This window comes from Streptomyces sp. NPDC050610, from assembly GCF_040654875.1.
In the GTDB taxonomy this organism is placed as follows: domain Bacteria; phylum Actinomycetota; class Actinomycetes; order Streptomycetales; family Streptomycetaceae; genus Streptomyces.
This window is the reverse complement of sequence record NZ_JBFAIV010000054.1, coordinates 24,411-42,629: the sequence shown is the minus strand read 5'-3', so window position 1 is coordinate 42,629 and position 18,219 is coordinate 24,411. Positions and strand designations below refer to the sequence as shown.

At 71.8% G+C, this 18,219-nt stretch carries 15 protein-coding genes; 8 read left to right on the top strand and 7 right to left on the bottom strand.

Going from position 1 to position 18,219, the window contains the following annotated elements:
• Window positions 1-327: 327 nt before the first annotated feature.
• Both AB0I22_RS37090 and AB0I22_RS37085 read right to left on the bottom strand, forming a co-directional pair.
• Window positions 328-1,164 carry an SDR family NAD(P)-dependent oxidoreductase gene (locus AB0I22_RS37090; protein WP_363135431.1) on the bottom strand — a complete coding sequence of 279 codons (837 nt, stop codon included), beginning with the start codon at window positions 1,162-1,164 and terminating at the stop codon, window positions 328-330.
• A 377-nt stretch (window positions 1,165-1,541) separates the two neighbouring features.
• Complete coding sequence (locus AB0I22_RS37085; RefSeq protein ID WP_363135430.1) at window positions 1,542-1,865, bottom strand: putative quinol monooxygenase; 324 nt, start codon at window positions 1,863-1,865, stop codon at window positions 1,542-1,544.
• A 286-nt stretch (window positions 1,866-2,151) separates the two neighbouring features.
• On the opposite strand from AB0I22_RS37085, the gene AB0I22_RS37080 reads away from it, so the two are divergent.
• Window positions 2,152-3,087 (top strand): LysR family transcriptional regulator, encoded by a 936-nt coding sequence (locus AB0I22_RS37080; RefSeq protein WP_363135434.1) that lies wholly within the window; start codon window positions 2,152-2,154, stop codon window positions 3,085-3,087.
• On the opposite strand, the gene AB0I22_RS37075 is transcribed toward AB0I22_RS37080, so the two are convergent.
• Both AB0I22_RS37075 and AB0I22_RS37070 read right to left on the bottom strand, forming a co-directional pair.
• A complete protein-coding gene (locus AB0I22_RS37075) occupies window positions 3,078-3,809 on the bottom strand; it encodes an SDR family NAD(P)-dependent oxidoreductase (protein WP_363135429.1) in 732 nt (243 codons plus the stop codon). The two genes, AB0I22_RS37080 and AB0I22_RS37075, sit on opposite strands and share 10 nt — an antisense overlap.
• 378 nt (window positions 3,810-4,187) lie before the next feature.
• The gene (locus AB0I22_RS37070) at window positions 4,188-6,290 is read right to left on the bottom strand and encodes an AAA family ATPase (protein ID WP_363135428.1); all 2,103 of its coding nucleotides are present in this window, start codon (window positions 6,288-6,290) and stop codon (window positions 4,188-4,190) included.
• A gap of 411 nt (window positions 6,291-6,701) precedes the next feature.
• Here AB0I22_RS37070 and AB0I22_RS37065 point away from each other — a divergent pair, with 411 nt between their 5' ends.
• Window positions 6,702-7,835, top strand: a complete 1,134-nt coding sequence (locus AB0I22_RS37065; RefSeq protein WP_363135427.1) for a glycosyltransferase — start codon at window positions 6,702-6,704, stop codon at window positions 7,833-7,835.
• Between the two features lie 20 nt (window positions 7,836-7,855).
• Window positions 7,856-8,845, top strand: a complete 990-nt coding sequence (locus AB0I22_RS37060) for a zinc-binding dehydrogenase (protein WP_363135426.1) — start codon at window positions 7,856-7,858, stop codon at window positions 8,843-8,845.
• A gap of 667 nt (window positions 8,846-9,512) precedes the next feature.
• Here AB0I22_RS37060 and AB0I22_RS37055 read toward each other — a convergent pair.
• Window positions 9,513-10,469, bottom strand: coding sequence for a LysR family transcriptional regulator (locus tag AB0I22_RS37055; RefSeq protein WP_363135425.1), 957 nt, complete (start codon window positions 10,467-10,469; stop codon window positions 9,513-9,515).
• 160 nt (window positions 10,470-10,629) lie between these two features.
• Between AB0I22_RS37055 and AB0I22_RS37050 the strand changes: the two genes are divergently transcribed.
• Genes AB0I22_RS37050 through AB0I22_RS37040 form a run of 3 tightly spaced genes read left to right on the top strand, consistent with a single transcriptional unit; the run spans window position 10,630 to window position 13,289 of the window.
• The gene (locus AB0I22_RS37050) at window positions 10,630-11,325 is read left to right on the top strand and encodes a type 1 glutamine amidotransferase domain-containing protein (protein ID WP_363135424.1); all 696 of its coding nucleotides are present in this window, start codon (window positions 10,630-10,632) and stop codon (window positions 11,323-11,325) included.
• Between the two features lie 2 nt (window positions 11,326-11,327).
• Window positions 11,328-11,894, top strand: a complete 567-nt coding sequence (locus tag AB0I22_RS37045; protein WP_363135423.1) for a helix-turn-helix domain-containing protein — start codon at window positions 11,328-11,330, stop codon at window positions 11,892-11,894.
• A 36-nt stretch (window positions 11,895-11,930) separates the two neighbouring features.
• Window positions 11,931-13,289 (top strand): aldehyde dehydrogenase family protein, encoded by a 1,359-nt coding sequence (locus tag AB0I22_RS37040; RefSeq protein ID WP_363135422.1) that lies wholly within the window; start codon window positions 11,931-11,933, stop codon window positions 13,287-13,289.
• Window positions 13,290-13,351: 62 nt separating this feature from the next.
• Here AB0I22_RS37040 and AB0I22_RS37035 read toward each other — a convergent pair whose 3' ends face one another.
• Complete coding sequence (locus AB0I22_RS37035; protein ID WP_363135433.1) at window positions 13,352-14,275, bottom strand: GNAT family N-acetyltransferase; 924 nt, start codon at window positions 14,273-14,275, stop codon at window positions 13,352-13,354.
• Window positions 14,276-14,696: 421 nt separating this feature from the next.
• On the opposite strand from AB0I22_RS37035, the gene AB0I22_RS37030 reads away from it, so the two are divergent.
• Entirely contained in the window at window positions 14,697-15,179 is a 483-nt protein-coding gene (locus AB0I22_RS37030; protein WP_363135421.1) for an Lrp/AsnC family transcriptional regulator, read from the top strand.
• Between the two features lie 25 nt (window positions 15,180-15,204).
• On the top strand, window positions 15,205-15,900 hold the full coding sequence (locus AB0I22_RS37025; RefSeq protein ID WP_363135420.1) for an HAD family phosphatase: 696 nt from the start codon (window positions 15,205-15,207) through the stop codon (window positions 15,898-15,900).
• An 83-nt stretch (window positions 15,901-15,983) separates the two neighbouring features.
• Here the strand turns inward: AB0I22_RS37025 and AB0I22_RS37020 are convergent, their stop codons facing one another.
• Window positions 15,984-18,203 carry an NADP-dependent isocitrate dehydrogenase gene (locus AB0I22_RS37020; protein ID WP_363135419.1) on the bottom strand — a complete coding sequence of 740 codons (2,220 nt, stop codon included), beginning with the start codon at window positions 18,201-18,203 and terminating at the stop codon, window positions 15,984-15,986.
• Between the last annotated feature and the right edge of the window lie 16 nt (window positions 18,204-18,219).

Below are 18,219 nucleotides of genomic sequence, written 5' to 3'. Positions count from 1 at the left end.
CGCCGAGCAGGCGACGGCCGAACCAACGAACCTGAACACCCGTCAACCCTCACTGACCAGCTGATCAGCAACTCCCGAGCAGCGGGGGAACCTCACCTGCGCGTACGAGCTGGGCAACCACCACCGGGCGCACTGGTTCCACCAGCGTCTCCATCACCTACTGAAGGGTCATCTGGGGGGGGTGAGCCTGCCGGCGGTCCGGGAGAACCGGGCACGGCTGGTTGTTGTCTGTTACCTGTTGTCTGTTGTCTGTGGCGGCGTGCGCGGCCGTACTTCTGCCGACGGCGGCACCGTCCTCCGTGCCCTCGGTCTCTCGCCCCGTGCCGCTCAGTCCAGCCATGCGGACATGGCGCGAAGCACGTTGCCGCCGTCCAGATCCGCGAGAGACAGCCCGACGAAATCGACGGCGGCCTGGGAGGTCTGCCAGCGGAACCTGGGGGTGTCCGTGGTCGCCGCCTCGACCACCACTGCCGCCGCGTCCTGAGCCGGCTGCCCGCTCGCCATGGCCTTGCCGGCCGCCGTGAAGAACGTGTTCGCCAGGTCTTGGTAAGGGCCGTCCGGGGCGGCGAGTGCTTCGGTGTCGAGGTTCTCCATCATGTTCGTCACGACGGCCGCGGGCTCGACCACACTGACGGTGACCCCGAAGCGGGCTGCCACCGGCGCGAGGGACTGCATCAGGCCCTCGACGGCGAACTTCGAGGCGCAGTACGCGTCCATGAACGGCTCGCCGACGGCTCCTGCATTGCTCGTGACGGTGACGATCCGTCCGGCGCCGGAGCTCCGCATCGACGGCAGTACATGCCGGGTGAGCGCGGCGACGCCGAGGAAGTTGACGTCGAGCTGTCTCTGCAGAGCGGCGTCGCTCAGTTGCTCAAGTGTGCCGAAGGTCGCGCTGCCGGCGTTGTTGACGAGGATGCCGATGTTCCCGAACTCGGCCGTCACGTCGTCCAGGCACGCACGCGCCCCGTCGTGGTCCGTGACGTCCAGGGCCCGCACCGTCAGGTCCACGCCCTGGCGTTCGGCCTCGGCCCGCAGAGCGGCGGACCGGCCGGTGTCGCGCATCGTCGCCACGACGTGCAGCCCCTTGCGCGCCAGGCCGAGCGCGGTGTGCAGGCCTATACCGCTCGAAGTCCCCGTCACGACCGCGATCTTGTTTTCCGTCACGTTGAATCACCTCGATAAATCAAGTCGCATTGCTTCGGCAGCGGAGATCGGACGCAGTTCCCGCTGTACGTCAGCGCCGCACTCGCAGCGGAAGCGGTCACGAAGTGGCCCGTGCCGCTTCCTCGATCAGCTGAGTCACAGCGTCCGACCGGGAGAGGGTGACCGCATGCAAGGCATCGACGGTCACCCGCTGCGCCAGGGCGCGCTCCGCCCTGCGGGGCTGGGCCTCCGCCGGGAATGGTGCGACCCCCGCTGGTCTCGTACATCAAGGACCTGCTGAACGGCATGGCATCGATGGCCCGTGGTGCTCCGCGTGCGTCATGCCGTGAGGGCTTCGTAGATCGCGCTGCGTCGTGCGGGCGGAAGCGTAAAAACCGTCAGCGCGGGGTGTCCTGGTCGGCGGTACCGTGACCGAGCGGGGTGAACACCTGGATCTCGGGTGCGCCGGTGAGCAGTTCGATCAGTTGGCCCAGGGACTCGGCGAGCCAGGGTTCCTGATTGTGGCTGTCCAGGTCCTGCTGTGAGGCCCACTTCTCGATGAGGACCAGAGTCAGCGGATCGCCCACGGCCTCGTGGGCCTCGTGGGACAGGCAGCCCGGTTCCCGGCGGGAGCGTTCCACCATCGAAGTGATGAGCTTTCGGGCCTCGTCCGCCCGGCCGGCCCGAAGCCTCGCCGTCCCGACCACGGTCACAGATGTCATTGGTTGTGCCCCTTGCTGTACACACCGGTCCGTCCGGCGCACAGTCAGCGAACCATCCGGTCCGCCGGTGGGGAAGGTCCGATCCGGCATGGGCGCCCATGCCCGCCTGGCATGGATCCGAGCATGGATCCGAGCATGCGGCACCGCCGGTTCGCGCACAGGACACAGGACGGTCTCTGCCCCGACCCGGTCGAAGGGTCGCGAGATCCCGACCCCCGTGAAGGCGGCGCAGGCTCGGCCGATATGCCTGGGTAGCGCAGCAATTTAGGCTATGTGAGTGACAGACATGGACCTTCGGCAGATCAGGTACTTCCTCGCCGTGGCGCATGAGCGCAACTTCACGCGCGCCGCCCGGCAACTGGCCATGACGCAACCGGCCCTGTCCCGCGCCGTACGGTCACTGGAGCACATGGTGGGCGCCGAACTCTTCGTCCGCGGGCCGCGCTCCGTCGAACTGACCGATGTCGGACGGGTGCTGATGACCGAGGTCTCCGGCCTCGACGAGCGTGTCGCGAGCGCGCTCCGCGAGGCCCAGCGCGCGGCCCAGGACACCAGCCCACCCCTTCGGTTGGCGGTACGCGGCTGTGACGGAGGGCTGGCGGGCCGCCTCGTCGAGGAGTGCGCGGCCCGCCTGCCCGGCCAGAGGGTGGACCTGATGTTCACCGAACCGCTGGCGCAGCCCGCAGCGGTCCGCTCGGGAGGGTGCGAACTGGCTCTGATCCGGGTGCCATACGTCGCATGGTCGCTGGCGAGCGAGACATTGCTGACAGAACCCCGTGTCGCGCTCCTGCCCACGGATCACCCGCTCGCCTGCCGCGCCGAGGTGAATATGGACGAACTGGCCGGCGAGACGGTGGTGATGGGGCCGGTGGCCAGTGAGCAGGAGCGTGCTTATGGGGCCGGCGCCGACCTGCGCGACCGTCCGTGGCGAGAAGGGCCCGCGATACGCGACTCCCTGGAGATTCTGTCGACGGTCGGTCTCGGGCAGGCGATCGCGTTCGTCCCCAGGTCCGTGCTGCCGGCGGACACCCACCCATGGGGCATCAAGATGGTGCGCGTACGGGACCTCTCGCCCAGCACCTTGCAGTTGGTCTGGCACGAGTCCAGCACCTCCCGGGCCGTCGCACGGTTCGTCCGGCTCGCGCTGGAGGTGTCGGACGTGGTGCTGGCCCGCCACAGCGCGTCAGTGTCGACAGGCCCGGCGGCACAGTTTCAGGGCTGAGGGTGAAGCTGCTCGATCCGGTCGCGTTTGGTGTACATGTCCCAGTACTGCTCGGCCAGATCGTCGGGGTCGGCGACCGGGAACTCCGGGGCCGACTTCGCAGTATCTGCGCTCTGCGCGCTTGCGGTCTGGGTGAAGAGGGCGTTCAGCTCGCTGCGGGCGATGCCGGCGCCGACGGAGAGGGTTCCGGCGTAGATGCCCGCGTCGGCGAGTTCACCGTGCAGAGAGTAGAGGTAGTTGCGGGCGGCGGCGCCGAGGGGTGCGAGGCCGCTGAGTCCTGGCATGGGGTGGACGGCGGTGACGCCGGTGGTCAGGAGGAAGGCGCCGTCTCCCCGCTCGGTCCATTCCGGCAGCACTGCGCGGACTACCTCCACGGGCGTCAGCAGGAACATGGGGAGGCCCTGCTCCAGCAGCGCGGCATCCGTCCGGGCGGCCGGAGTGAAGCTCTGGTCGGTGCTGACCGGCCCGTACTCGATCACGTCGATACGACCGAAGCGCTCGCGGATGCTCGCGATCAGCGCCGGCATGTCGGCGGGCCGGGACAGGTCCGCGGTGAACGCGGCCGCCTCGATGCCGTCCGCCGCCAACTGCTCGACGAGGGCGTCCAGACGCTGTTGGCGGCGCGCCACCAGGGCGACGCGGAAGCCCTCGCGGCCGAAGCGGCGGGCGACGGAGATACCGAGGCCGGTCCCGGCCCCGAGAACAGCGATGACTTTGGACATGAGGGACGATCCTTGTTCCAGCTGTCCAGGAATCCTGGCCCTGTGGTCAACGTACGCCGGGACGGTAGCATGCAACTTGACCAGAAGGTCAAGTTCCCCGTGGGGAATGGGTACATGCGGGCCGACGCGCAACGGAACGCGGGAAAGCTGCGCGCAGCCGCCGCCGAGTTCCTCCCGGAACGCGGTCCGCAGGCGCCGCTCAAGGGGATCGTGTTCGTCTTCGCCGCCGACGCCTTGCCGGCCCGCGCGACCGCGGAGACCGCCCCGGATGCCTGGCGCCGCCAGGTCGTCTGCCTCCTGGGCGGCCTGCGCACCGAGGCCGCCCGCGCCTCTGGCCCGCGGCCGACTACGACCACGATTGCGACTACGACGCGGGACTCACCCGGTGGAAGGTGCCCTGGAAGGCGCCCCCGGTCGCCGCAGCGGTGTCCCGTCGATCTCGTGGCGCCACATGATGTCGGTGATCCGCTCGACCGCGCCGGCGAGATGGCGCCGGTAGGTACTGAACGGCAGGCCCAGCCGCCGGGCGGCGGCTTCCTGGGTCGAGGGCCCTTCGACGAACGCGGCCAGGGCGGCGCGGTGACTTTTCTCGCCTCCTCGCTCCAGCGGGAGATGGTGGATGGCGTTGCGGAGGACGTCCTCCAGCGGCATGGCGTGGGCCCGTACAAGGCGGCTGTTCTGCAGGGGGCTGAGGGCCAGTTCGTCGGGCCAGCGCAGCGTGCGCAGCGCGGAGCGGGCCGCGGCGGTGAACTCGGCGTGCGTCACCACGAGGGTGTCACCGCCCTGCCTGCCCGCGGACTCCGCTCCCGCGGTCGCGGAGTCCGCGAGAGCGGTGCCGAGCATCCCGTCCGTCTTCTCCGCCAGCCAGGAGGCCGTGGGCAGGGGGCGCCAGTCGTGGGCGAAGAGGCGGTAGCGATGGCCTCCGATCTCCACCGCGGTGTCCACGGGCCGCATGTCGCAGTGGAGCAGGTGCTTGTCCCAGAATCCGTCGTCCCGCATGACGATGAAGCTCCAGGCGAGCTTCTCGTCCCGGATGATCTCGCCGAACATGCGCCACAGCGCCAGGTCCATCACGGGTGAAGGCCGCTGGTAGGTGCCGCGGCCGACGTGGAAGCGCGCCATGGAGATGTGTTCCCCCGTCCGCAGCGGGCCGTGCCGACGGACGTGCTCCCAGGCCACGGCCGCGACCGGATCGTGCGACTCGCCCTCGAACGCCGTCAGTTTGAGCCACGCCGAGCAGCCGGCGACGTCGTCGCCGGGCGGCACCTTCTGCATATGGAACGCCTCGGGCTGCCGGGCGAGCCAGTGGGCGGCGGTGCGCGCCGAGTCCGCTCCCTCCTGGTGCCGGACCAGCTCCACGACCGCGGGTTCGTGGCCGGGGCGACAGGGCAGGTCCTCCACCAGTCCGTACGGGTGCCAGCGGTGCGTATCGGACATGAACCCGTCTCTGCGGTACAGGAACTGGAGTTCCCCCACCGCGTGGAGGAAGCGGGCGGGTACGGCCGTGCGAACCCGTTCCAGCAGGTGCACCCTGAGCCTGGTGTGCAGGTCGGCGAAACCTTCCGGGTCACGCCAGCGCAGATCTGCTTCGAGTGCCTCTCTGACCACGTCATGCGGGTGGACGCCCGCCGTCGTGGTTTCGATGTAGGGCTGCTCTCTGAGCCAGGCGAACAGTTCGCGTCCCCGCTCCCCGAGAAGGGCGCGCAGCAACTGTTCGGAGGTGATGTGGGCGTGTGCGCACACTTCCAGGGCGGCCCGGTGGGCCTGGGTGGGGGGATCGCCCACGAGATGGCGCAGCAGCGCGGCGATGACATCCTGGCCGGGCGACCCGGCGACCGCGTAGTCGGCGCCGGGCACCGGACCGGTGTGCCGTACCGCCGCGGCGGCGGCCAGGGCGAGGGCCAGCGGATGTCCGCCGGTGAAGGAGAGGATGTCCTGGTGCAGGGGCTCGGGGATCCCGCGCCGCTGGAGGAAGAGGCGGCTCTCGGCCGGATCGAGGGCGGTCACCGGCAGAACATCGAGGAGGTCGGCCCACGCGGGGTCGGCGAGCCGGACCGGGTCGGGCGCCTGACGGCCCGCGACGACGGTGACCGTGCCGTCCGGCAGGTACGGCAGGCACTCGTCGAACAGCCACGTCTCCAGATGCCCGCGGTCCTCGAAGGTGTCGATGAGGAGCACGGCACGCGGGTCCTCGGACGCGGGACCGACAGCGCGGCCAAAGCTCTGCGCGTCGGTCGGAGCGGTACGTCCGTCGACCTGGACGACGGGGCGGTTCCTCAGCTCCGCCTCGTCGGCGAAGCGCCGCAGAAGGGCGGATTTGCCCACGCCTCCCGGGCCGTGCAGGAACAGGACGCGAGGAGCGTCGAGGCCGCCGTCCAGCGCTCTGCCGAAACGCCGGAGTTCCCCGTCGCGACCGACGAAAGAGTCTCGACGGGTCTTCTTCAGCCGGTCACCGAGTCTCATCATGCCGTTCGCGTTCATCAAGGCCTTGCTGGTCCCGGTTCTGGTCCTGGTGCTGGCTTTGGTCCTGGGAAAGGAATCGCGCACCCCCCGCTGGGAAGCGCGCCACCGTCACCAGCATAGAAGCCGCACGATCACCGGGGTCGAGCGGTCCTGCGGGGCAGAGTCGAGCGGTCCTCCGGGGCAGGCCGGCGATGAGCGGAAGCGGATGATGTCAGCGTCGAGTGAGCACCGTATGAGCACAGTTTCGCTGTCCTGACCTCGCACAATGATCGAGAGTCACGCCTCGTGAACCGCCCCGGCCGCCCGTCGGCGACCCGGCTGTCGCGGGCCGTGGCGCGTGTCCGCGCGTGCCCCGTCCTCGTGACGGGGCACGGCCGCAGCGGCGCCCCGACTCCTGATCTCCCGATCCGACAGGAAGACCGAACCACCATGCGCATTCTGTTCTCCGGCACGCCCGCCTACGGGCACCTCCTGCCGCTGCTGCCCCTTGAGCGGGCGGCACGAAAGGAGGGGCACGACACCGCCGTGCTCACCCACGGCTCCATGGCCGACGTGGTCGCACCGGCGAAGGTCCTGCCCGCCGGGGCGGGCCTGGAGGAGATCATGCTGGAGGTGCACCGCCGTACGGGTGCGAACGCGGCGACGGACACGAGCGCGGCGACGGTCGGCGAGTTCTTCGGCGGCGCCCGGGTGGACCTCGGGATCGACGAGGCACTCGCGGCGGCGCGGGAATTCCGTCCCGACCTGGTCGTATCCGATTACGTGGACTACCTGGGGCCGGCGGTGGCCGCCGGGCTGGGGGTGCCGTGGGCCTCCCACTCCGTCGGCATCGCCGTCGACGGCTCTCAACGCGAGGCGATGCGGGCCGCCGCCGCGGAACGGATGCGGAAGCGCGGCATCACTCCCACCGACCCGGTGGCCACGGTCGACCCCTGGCCCGCGTGTCTCCAGCAGGACGACTGGACGGCGGGGCCGGACCGGATCGCCCTGCGCCCGGCGGCCCACGAATCGGAGACGGAGACGGGCTCCTGGGTACGGCCGGAGTTCCCCGGCCGTACCCATCTGCCGCACGTCCTGGTCACCCTGGGCACCATCGTCGACGACGCGGACGCCCTGGCCGCGATCGTCGACTCGCTGGGCGCGCACGACGTCAACACCATCGTGGCGGTCAACCCGGCCGCGGACACGGACAGCCTCAGCGTGGACACCTCGCGCGTGCACTTGGCCGGGTTCGTCCCCATGAGCCGCCTGCTCGACGGTGTCGACGTGGTGGTCTCCTCCGGCGGCGCCGGAACGGTCCTGGCGGCGCTCAGCTCGGGCACCCCGATGGTGATCCTCCCCCTGGGACTCGACAAGCCCGTCAACGCGGAACGCACCGCCAACATCAAAGCGGCCGTGGTCGTGACGGAACCGCGAGCCATCGGGGAGGCCGTCGGCCGCGTACTCGCCGACCCGTCGTACGCCGAGGCCGCGACCACCGCCTCGAAGCTGATCGCCGAGATGCACCCGGCAAAGGACGTCCTCGGCATGCTGCTCGCCCGCATCGCGCCGACCGGGCGCTGAACGTCAAGGACGGTCTTCACATGTACGCGATACGCCAGTACGCCTACGGCCCCGCCGACATGCTGCGCCACGAACGGGTCGACCGGCCCGAACCGAGCGCCGACGAAGTACTGATCAAGGTCGATGCCGCCGGGGTCCATCTCATGGACACGGTCCTGCGAGCCGGCTCGGACCTTGGACTCCCGTTGCTGGAGCTGCCGATGACACCGGGCCGCGAGGCCGCCGGTACCGTCCAGTCCATCGGCGCGGAGGTCGATCCCTCCTGGCTGGGACGGAGGGTGGTGGCCTACCTGGGTCATGAACGCTCCGGCGGATACGCCGAGTTCGCGGTGGCGGACACGGCGTCGCTGCACGCACTCCCTTCCTCGCTCACCGCCGCGGCGGCGGTCGCCATGATCGGCACCGGCCGTACGGTGGTCGGCGTCCTGGACCAGGCGCAGCTCACCGCCCGTGACACGGTCGTGGTCACCGCCGCGGCCGGCGGGATGGGCACCCTGCTGGTGCAGGCGGCCCGGCGGGCGGAAGCCGTCGTGGTCGGACTCGCCGGCGGCCGGCGCAAGACGGAGCACGTTCTCGCCGAGGGCGCGGACGCGGCGGTGGACTACACGGCCGACGGCTGGGCCGCGCGGCTGGCGGAGGCCGTGGGCCCGGATGGCGCGAGCGTCGTGCTCGACGGCGTCGGCGGCCGGACAGGCGTCACCGCCATGCGCAGCCTCACCTCCGGAGGCAGGCATCTGTACTACGGATGGGCCTCCGACCCGGGCAGCTTCGCGGCCCTCCCCGCGGAGGAGCTCACCCGGCGCGGCATCTCGTCGCAGTTCGTGGCGGGCCCGACCCTGTTCGCGCTGCCGGGCGGCATCCGCGCGTTGGAACGGCGCGCCCTCGAAGAGGCGGCCGCGGGACGGCTGCGCCCGGCTCTCACCACGTACGCCTTGACGGACGCGGCGCGGGCACATCGCGCGCTGGAGTCCCGCGCCACCACGGGCAAGGTGGTGCTGCTTCCCGGGTAAGGTCCGGGCGCGCCGGAGGGCGGCCCGCGGCAGACCTGGTACAGGCGACAGCTGGGTATCCGCGTTCAGCAGGCGCAGCAAGCGTCGTTCGCGCTCATGCACCGCGGGTCGTCCGCGTCGACGCGGAGTCCCGTCGTGACACACCTGCCCACGGCCAACCATGCTTGCGAACCGGCCAAAGCCCTCGGTGCCGTTCTCGGCCTGCAAGAACCTGCCTCGGCGCGGCGCCCTGGCCATCCGCCTGCTTGACGTTGCGAAGAACATCATGAAGCCGAGAATGCCGAGCGCGTGGCCGCGCGGGCCCCGGCACCGGGCGTACACGCCGCAGAAGACGACCGCGAGGAACGCGGCGTCGCGCGGCAGGGGCTGGTCGTGCAGCGCGGCGAGGCCGCCGGCGACGGCAGCGGTGAGCGAGTGCCCCTGGAGGTACGAGACGACGACGGCCAGGCCGATGCCGAGCACGGCACGGCACGGAGGAAAGCCAACGGACCATCGGCGGCCGGTCGGCTCCTTCAACTCGGTCGGCCCCTTCAACTCGTACGGCTCGTACGGTTCATACGGCCGTGTCGGCTTCGCTGCCCAGGCACGTACGGCTCGTGTGGCTCGTAGGACCGCGCCGCCTGCGCTGCCAGGCCCGTACGCGGTCGCAGGACCGTGCCCGCCCCCGCTACCAGGCGCGTGCGGCCCGCTGGAGGGAGTCGCGGACGAGGGCGACGTGGGGGTTGTCCGCGGAGCCCGGGCGCTGGACCAGGTAGCCCGTGTTGATCGGGGCGTCCTCGGGGTCGTGGAGGAGGGCGAGTGCGCCGGAGGCGAGCGCGTCGCGGCAGAGGTAGCGGGGCAGTACGGAGAATCCGGCCCCGGCCGTGACGGCGGAGAGCACGCCCCGCAGGTCGGGGACGGTGACGGCGGGGCGGCAGGTGATGCGTCTGCCGAAGACGTGCCGCCAGTAGCGGCGGACGAGGGGCAGGTCCGGGGCGTAGCCGACGAGCGGGATGTCGTGCAGCGGGGCCGGGCCGTCGGCGGCGACGCGGGCGGGGCCGCCGATTCGGTCGGCCCACGCGGGGGCCGCCACCAGGACGAGTTCCGCGTCGGCCAGCGGCAGGGGCGCCGGGGCGCGGCCCCGGGGGCGGGACGTGGCGATGACCAGGTCGTGGCGTCCGGCGCGCAGCTCGTCCAGGAGCGCTTCGGTCGCTCCGGTGGCGACGCGCAGTTGTACGCCCTTCTCGATGAGCGGCGCGAGGGACGGCAGGACGCAGTGGCACAGCAGCTCGGCCGGGCCCGCGAGCTGTACGGGCTCGGCGGGGGCGCTGTCGAGGGGGCCGCCGTGTCCGGTGACCGCGGCGAGGGCGTCGAGGGGGTCGGTGATCCGGGCGGCGAGCGCGTCCGCGAAGGGGGCGGGGGCCGCGCCGCGCGGCTGCCGCTCGAAGAGCTCGCGGCCGAGCTGCCGCTCCAGGGCGCGGATCTGGGTGGTGACGGTCGGCTGCGAGAGGCCGAGCAGGCGCGCGGCGGCGGTGAAGGAGCCGGACCGGTGCACGGCGAGGAAGGTGCGCAGCAGGTTCAGGTCCAGCGGGGCGGCGGGGAGCTGCTCCGTTCCGGTCGCGTCATCGGAAATCCTATGGACCATATGGGCCACCCTATTGGTTTTCGGTGGGTCGGTCGCTTTACGGTCGGGCCATCGCCACACTGACGTTCCGCGTGCGGAGTGTCAGAGTCTCCGGATCGCCGGTGTGCGCGCTCCGTACCCTCTTGGGCCCCGCGCGGGTCCGCATCCTCGGAGAGACACCATGTCGAAGATCCTTTTCGTTGTGACCGGCGCCGACCACTGGACGCTGGCCGACGGCACCGAGCACCCGACCGGCTTCTGGGCCGAGGAGGCCGTCGCCCCCTACGAGGCTTTCAAGGCGGCGGGGCACGAGGTCGTCGTCGCCACGCCGGGCGGCGTCGTGCCGACCGTCGACCAGGGCAGCCTGGCGCCGGAGGCCAACGGCGGCCAGGAGGGCGCCGACCGCGTCGCGGCGTCCCTCGCCTCCTTCACCGAACTACGCCGGCCCGTCGCGCTGGCCGACGTGGACCTCGCCGACTACGCCGCCGTTTTCTACCCCGGCGGCCACGGCCCCATGGAGGACCTGGCCGTGGACGCCGGCTCCGGCGCGCTGCTGGTCGCGGCCCTGGAGTCCGGCACGCCGCTCGGCGTGGTCTGCCACGCCCCGGCGGCGCTGCTCGCCGCCACCGGGGCGGACGGCGCCAACGCGTTCGCCGGCTACCGGCTGACCGGTTTCACCAACGCCGAGGAGCGGCAGGCCGGGCTCGCGGACAAGGCGAAGTGGCTGCTCCAGGACCGGCTCCTGGAGATCGGCGCCGACTTCCAGGAGGGCGCGCCGTGGGCCCCGTACGTGGTCGTCGACCGCACGCTGGTCACCGGCCAGAATCCGGCCTCCTCCGCCCCGCTCGCCGCCGAGCTCCTGAAGAAGCTGGCCTGAGGATGGCCTCCGACCGGCTCCCCGAGGTCCTCGACGCCGCGTACGAGTGCCTCACCAGGTACGGCGTGCGGCGCACCACGATGGACGACATCGCCTCCGCCATGGGCGTGTCCCGGTCGGCGGTCTATCAGTACGTCCGCGGCAAGGACGATGCCTTCCGCCGGCTCGCCGAGCGCCTGCACGCCGAGGCGCTCGCGCGGGCCCGGCAGGCGGCGGCCGCCGAAGGCGCCACGGCCGCGGAGCGCGTCCGCGGCGTCCTGGCCGTGAAGCTCGCATTGGTCCGGCGGCTGTCCCAGGACTCACCGCACGCGGCCGAACTCCTCGACGAGAAGGCGCGCGGATTCGGCGACGTGTGCCTCGGATTCACCGGCGGGGTCAACGGGCTGCTGACCGAGCTGTTCGCCGAGGCGGGGACCGCGGCCGGTACGGAGCCGGCCGAGGCCGCCCGTATCTGCATCGCCCTCGTCGTCGGCCTGGAGTCCATATCCGACGCCGAGCGGCTCTTCGACCCCGCCGTGGACGCGCTGCTGACCGGCCTCTTGGGCGCTCCGGCGCGGCCCGCCGCCTGACCCCGGACCACTATCCCTCCCCCTCTCCCCCAGGAAATGACTGTGACCACTGAAACCGCCACTGAATTCACCGCCGAGCACGCGGCGGCGCTCGTCGCCCGGCTGCGCGCCGCCTTCGACACCGGCCGCACCAAACCGCTCGACTGGCGCGTACGGCAGCTCACCCGGCTGCGCGACCTGCTCACCGAGAACCGCGAGACCATAGCCGACGCCGTCCACGCGGATCTGCACAAGCCGCACGCCGAGACGTACGCCGCCGAGGTCGACTTCACGGTGCGGGAGATCGACCACACCCTGGAGCACCTGGCCGAGTGGCTGAGCCCGCAGCCGCTCGCGCCCTCGGCCCTCGCGGGGCTGCCCGACGGCTCGACGGCGGGCACGCGGTACGAACCGCTCGGCACGGTCCTGGTCATCGCGCCCTGGAACTACCCCGTCCAACTGCTGCTCGCGCCGCTCGCCGGGGCGCTGGCGGCGGGGAACGCCGTGGTCCTGAAGCCGAGCGAAGTCACCCCGACCACCTCCGCGACGATGGCCGCCCTGGTACCGAAGTATCTGGACACGGACGCCGTGGCCGTCGTCGAGGGCGGCGTGCCGGAGACCACAGCGCTGCTCGCCCAGCGGTACGACCACATCTTCTACACCGGCAACGGCGCCGTCGGCCGCATCGTGATGCGCGCCGCCGCCGAGCACCTGACGCCCGTCACCCTCGAACTCGGCGGCAAGTCGCCGGTGTTCGTGGACCGGGGCTTCGACGCGGCGGGTGTGGCGGCCGTCGCCGCGCGGCTGGCCGACGCCAAGTTCCGCAACGCCGGGCAGACCTGCGTCGCCCCCGACTACGTGCTGACCGACCCGGAGACCGCTCCCGCGCTGGCGCGGGCGATCGGCGAGGCGGTGGGGAAGCTGTTCGGCGCGGACCCGCAGTCCTCGCCCGCGTACGGGCGCCTCGTCAACCAGCGGCACTTCGACCGGGTCGCCGCCCTGCTCGGCTCGGGGACGACGGCCTTCGGCGGGCGGACCGACCGGGACGACCTCTACATCGAGCCGACGGTGCTCACCGGGGTAGGGGCCGACGAGCCGGTGATGCGGGAGGAGATCTTCGGCCCCGTGCTGCCGGTCCTGACCGTCTCCGGTCTCGATGAGGCGATCGCGTTCATCAACGACCGCGACAAGCCGCTCGCCCTGTACGGCTTCACCGAGGACGAGGCCACCCGACGGCGGCTCGCCGACGAGACGTCCTCCGGCGGGCTCGGCTTCGGGCTGCCGATGGCCCATCTGCGGGTGTCGGAGCTGCCGTTCGGCGGTGTCGGCGAGAGCGGGCTCGGCAGCTACCACGGCCCGTACTCCATCGCCACGTTCAGCCACCGCAAGGTACGCCTCGACGTGCCGCTCGGCTGACGGGCCGTCACCGCGTGAGTGGGCGGGGACGCCGATCACCGGCGTCCCCGCCCTGTCCTGCGTCAGCTCCAGACCATGCTGACCGCGCGTTCGAAGTTGACGTATCCGGCGCGTCGGAAGGCGTTCGCCATGGGGGTGTTGCCGAGATCGGTGGCCGCCCGGACGCGGGGGACGCCCTGTTCGGCGAGGACGCGGGTGCCCTCGGCGAGGATGTCGTCGATGTGGCCGTTGCCGCGGTGTTCGGGCAGCACCGCGAGGTAGGCGATGATCGCGTTGTAGTCGTTGCGGGCCGGGATGACGAACCCGACCGGCTCGCCGTCGGGCAGGGTAGCGACCCGCCACCAGTCCCGCGGGCTGGTGTAGCGCGCGAGCTCCTGCTCGTAGTGGTCGGCCGCCGCGTCGGGGACGGACATCCGGGTGAGATCGTCCAGGCTGTGCGCGTCCAGCGTGCCCTCCAGGACGCGCGCCATCAGGTCCAGCAGCTCAGCGGTGTCCTGGAGCGGGCGGAACGCCAGGCGTCCGCTCGGCCCCGGCACCGGCGTCCCAGGACGCCACTCCAGGCGCAGCCGTTCGACGAAGAGCCGGGCTCCCGTCCGTTCCAGGACGGTCATTCGGTCCTCGACGACGCGTCTGGCCGCCGTGGTGTCGCGCCAGTCGGCGGGGATGAAGCGGCTGTACTCGGGCGGCCGGGCCCCGGCGGGCAGGACGGCTGCCATCGCCGTTCGCAGCAGGCGCACGCCGATGTCCACCCGCTCGGCGGCGGGGGCCGCGTCGTCGATGTCGAGGACGTCCAGGAGGGCGGGCTCCGCGTCCCCGGGCCGGCCCCACCAGGCGGCCCTGGCGAGCAGGCGGTCGCCGCGCAGGGCGACCCACATCCATTCGGGCCGCCGACGGCCGCCGGCGAGGTCGTCCGCCAGCTCCGCGTCGAGGACGTAGGGCAGTCGGCGGAAAAGGTCGAGTTCTTCGCGTCCGGTGATCGGACGCATGGTCAGGCCGTTCTGTACTGCGGTCAAGGCACGCTCCGGTGAAGGCGCCCGTCCCGTCCGGGGTCAGTCGCGGTGCGCGCCCCGGGAGGGCACAAGCGCGGTGATCATGGCGATCATGGGCTTATCCCTCCTCTCGCGGTCGTGGCCCCTCGGCCCTGGCGGCGGGGGTCCGGGCCATTTCTAACCGGCCGCGGCGCCGCCCGCAATCCCTTTTCGATCATCGAGCGGGCAGACGTCGAGGACTCTTGCGGTCCGGTCACCGAATGCGGTCCGGTCACCGAACGGGCGGCGCGTCGAGGGCCGCGATCCGATCCGATCACCGAGCGGGCGGGCGTCGAGGGCGGCGGGTTCACGCCCCGGCGGCTGGGCCATTGGTACAGTCCTCGGACCGTTTCACCGACCACACGGGAGACATGGGCCCATGGCCGTGGACGAGCTCGATGCCAAGATCCTCCGGCTGCTCCTGGAGCAGCCGCGCACCAGCGTGCGGGAGTACGCGCGCACGCTGGGCGTCGCGCGCGGCACGCTCCAGGCGCGGCTGGACCGCATGGAGCGGGACGGGGTGATCACGGCGTACGCGCCGCGGCTGTCCCCGGCCGCCCTCGGCCACCCGGTGCTCGCCTTCGTCCATATCGAGGTGACGCAGGGGCGGCTCAACGATGTGGGGGACGCGCTCGCGGGGGTTCCGGAGATCATCGAGGCGTTCTCGACGACGGGCGGCGGCGATCTGCTGACGCGCGTGGTGGCCCGTGACGCGGCGCATCTGGAGGACGTCATCCAGCGGCTGATCCAGCTGCCCGGCGTCGTGCGGACCAGCACCGAGGTGGCGCTGCGCGAGCGGGTGCCGCACCGGATGCTGCCGCTGGTCGACGCGGTCGGGCGCGCGGGCCGCCGGCCCGCGTGATGCCGGGCTTGGCATCCTGGGGTGCATGAGCACTACCCAGAACACTTCGGTCATCTTCGATCTCGATGGAACGCTCGTGGACAGCGAGCCGAACTATTACGAAGCGGGGCGGCAGGTCCTGGCCCAGTACGGCGTGACCGGCTTCAGCTGGGAGCAGCACACCCGCTTCATCGGCATCGGCACCCGCGAGACGCTGGCGGCACTGCGCCGCGAGTACCGGATCGAGGCGCCGGTCGAGGAACTGCTCGCCGCGAAGAACCGCGCGTATCTGGAGCTGGCCGGGGCGCGTACCGAGGTCTTCCCCGAGATGCGCGACTTCGTGAAGCGGCTGCACGCGGCCGGGGTGCCGATGACGGTGGCGTCCGGCTCCTCCCGCGAGGCGATCGGCGCGGTGCTGGCCGCCACCGGCCTCGACGCGCAGCTGACCACCTTCGTCTCGGCGGAGGAAGTGGCCGCCGGCAAGCCGGAGCCGGACATCTTCCTGGAGGCGGCCCGGCGGCTGGGCGCCGCGCCCGCGGACTGCGTGGTCCTGGAGGACGCCCCGCCCGGAGCCGAGGCCGCGCACCGCGCCGGGATGCGCTGCGTCGCCATCCCGTACGTACCGGGCACGACCGGCGATCCGGCGTTCGCGACGGCCGGGCTCCTCTTCGCGGGCGGGCAGCCGGATTTCAGCGCCCAGGCCGCGTACGACTGGGTCGTACGGCCCACGCCCACGTCCTGACCGCCACGGCACACCGCCCCGGCCGGAACGAGGTCCGGCCGGGGCGGTGCGGTGTGACGCGCTCTGATCAGGCGATCAGGCGATCAGGCGAGCGTCGCCAGCGCCTGGTTGAGGGTCGCCGACGGGCGCATGACGGCCGCGGCCTTGGCCGGGTCGGGCTGGTAGTAGCCGCCGATCTCGGCGGGCGAACCCTGCACCGCGATCAGCTCGTCGACGATGGTCCGCTCCTGCTCGGCCAGCGTCTTGGCGAGGGCCGCGAACGCCTGCGCGAGCTGCGCGTCCTCGGTCTGCTTCGCCAGCTCCTGGGCCCAGTAGAGCGCCAGGTAGAAGTGGCTGCCGCGGTTGTCGATGCCGCCGAGGCGGCGGCTCGGCGACTTGTCCTCGTTGAGGAAGGTCGCCGTCGCGCGGTCGAGGGTGTCCGCGAGCACCTGGGCGCGCGCGTTGCCCGTGGTCTGCGCGAGGTGCTCGAAGCTGACCGCGAGCGCGAGGAACTCGCCCAGGCTGTCCCAGCGCAGGTAGTTCTCCTTGACGAGCTGCTGGACGTGCTTGGGCGCGGAGCCGCCGGCGCCCGTCTCGAACAGCCCGCCGCCGTTCATGAGCGGGACGACCGAGAGCATCTTCGCGCTGGTGCCGAGCTCCAGGATCGGGAAGAGGTCGGTCAGGTAGTCGCGCAGCACGTTGCCGGTGACCGAGATGGTGTCCTCGCCGCGGCGGATGCGCTCCAGGGAGAACGCGGTCGCCTCGACGGGCGTCATGATCTCGATCCGCAGGCCCTCGGTGTCGTGCTCGGCGAGGTAGGTGCGGACCTTCTCGATGAGCTTCGCGTCGTGCGCGCGGCCCTCGTCGAGCCAGAACACGGCCGGGGCGCCGGTCGCGCGGGCGCGGGTGACGGCCAGCTTGACCCAGTCCTGGACGGGCAGGTCCTTGGTCTGGCACATGCGGAAGATGTCGCCGGCGCCGACCGTCTGCTCCAGCACCACGGCGCCGCCGCCGTCGACGACCCGCACCGTGCCGGTGGCCGGGATCTCGAAGGTCTTGTCGTGGCTGCCGTACTCCTCGGCCTTCTGCGCCATCAGACCGACGTTGGGCACGGAGCCCATGGTCGACGGGTCGAAGGCGCCGTTCGCCCGGCAGTCCTCGATGACGGCCTGGTAGACGCCGGAGTAGCTGCTGTCGGGGAGCACCGCGAGGGTGTCCGCCTCGCCGCCGTCCGGGCCCCACATGTGGCCGGAGGTGCGGATCATGGCGGGCATGGACGCGTCGACGATGACGTCGCTCGGCACGTGCAGGTTGGTGATGCCCTGGTCCGAGTCGACCATCGCCAACTCGGGGCCCTCGGCCAGCTCGGCCTCGAAGGACGCCTTGATGGCCGCGCCCTCGGGCAGCGCCACCGCGCCCTTGAGGATGCCGCCGAGGCCGTCGTTCGGGGTGAGGCCCGCCGCGGCGAGCGTCTCGCCGTACTCGGCGAACGTCTTCGGGAAGAAGGCGCGCACCACGTGGCCGAAGATGATCGGGTCGGAGACCTTCATCATCGTGGCCTTCAGGTGCACCGAGAACAGCACGCCCTCGGCCTTGGCGCGGGCGATCTGCGCCGTGAGGAACTCGCGCAGCGGCGCGACCCGCAGCACGGAGGCGTCCACGACCTCGCCCGCGAGGACCGGCACCGACTCGCGCAGCACGGTGGTGGTGCCGTCGTCCCCGGCCAGCTCGATGCGGAGCGAGCCGTTCTCGGCGATGACGGCGGACTTCTCGGTGGAGCGGAAGTCGTCGGCGCCCATGGTCGCCACGTTCGTCTTCGAGTCGGCCGTCCAGGCGCCCATGCGGTGCGGGTGCGCCTTGGCGTAGTTCTTCACCGACGCGGGGGCGCGGCGGTCGGAGTTGCCCTCGCGCAGCACCGGGTTGACGGCGCTGCCCTTGACCTTGTCGTAGCGGGCGCGGATGTCGCGCTCCTCGTCGGTCTTCGGGTCGTCCGGGTAGTCGGGCAGTGCGTAGCCCTGGCCCTGGAGCTCCGCGACGGCCGCCTTGAGCTGCGGGATCGAGGCGGAGATGTTCGGCAGCTTGATGATGTTCGCGCCGGGGGTCTTGGCCAGCTCGCCGAGCTCGGCGAGCGCGTCGGCGACCCGCTGGTCCTCGGTGAGGCGCTCCGGGAAGCCGGCGAGGATGCGGCCGGCGAGGGAGATGTCACGGCTCTCGACGGCGACCCCGGCCGTCGAGGCGTATGCCTCGACCACAGGCAAGAACGAATACGTCGCCAGGGCCGGGGCCTCGTCGGTGTGTGTGTAGATGATGGTCGAGTCAGTCACCCGGTGCTCCGCTCCA

Coding starts and splice junctions, on each gene's coding strand:
- AB0I22_RS37085 (WP_363135430.1), bottom strand. CDS start 1,865: ATGACATCTGTGACCGTGGTCGGGACGGCGAGGCTTCGGGCCGGCCGG.
- AB0I22_RS37080 (WP_363135434.1), top strand. CDS start 2,152: ATGGACCTTCGGCAGATCAGGTACTTCCTCGCCGTGGCGCATGAGCGC.
- AB0I22_RS37075 (WP_363135429.1), bottom strand. CDS start 3,809: ATGTCCAAAGTCATCGCTGTTCTCGGGGCCGGGACCGGCCTCGGTATC.
- AB0I22_RS37070 (WP_363135428.1), bottom strand. CDS start 6,290: ATGAACGCGAACGGCATGATGAGACTCGGTGACCGGCTGAAGAAGACC.
- AB0I22_RS37065 (WP_363135427.1), top strand. CDS start 6,702: ATGCGCATTCTGTTCTCCGGCACGCCCGCCTACGGGCACCTCCTGCCG.
- AB0I22_RS37060 (WP_363135426.1), top strand. CDS start 7,856: ATGTACGCGATACGCCAGTACGCCTACGGCCCCGCCGACATGCTGCGC.
- AB0I22_RS37055 (WP_363135425.1), bottom strand. CDS start 10,469: ATGGTCCATAGGATTTCCGATGACGCGACCGGAACGGAGCAGCTCCCC.
- AB0I22_RS37050 (WP_363135424.1), top strand. CDS start 10,630: ATGTCGAAGATCCTTTTCGTTGTGACCGGCGCCGACCACTGGACGCTG.
- AB0I22_RS37045 (WP_363135423.1), top strand. CDS start 11,328: ATGGCCTCCGACCGGCTCCCCGAGGTCCTCGACGCCGCGTACGAGTGC.
- AB0I22_RS37040 (WP_363135422.1), top strand. CDS start 11,931: ATGACTGTGACCACTGAAACCGCCACTGAATTCACCGCCGAGCACGCG.
- AB0I22_RS37035 (WP_363135433.1), bottom strand. CDS start 14,275: ATGCGTCCGATCACCGGACGCGAAGAACTCGACCTTTTCCGCCGACTG.
- AB0I22_RS37030 (WP_363135421.1), top strand. CDS start 14,697: ATGGCCGTGGACGAGCTCGATGCCAAGATCCTCCGGCTGCTCCTGGAG.
- AB0I22_RS37025 (WP_363135420.1), top strand. CDS start 15,205: ATGAGCACTACCCAGAACACTTCGGTCATCTTCGATCTCGATGGAACG.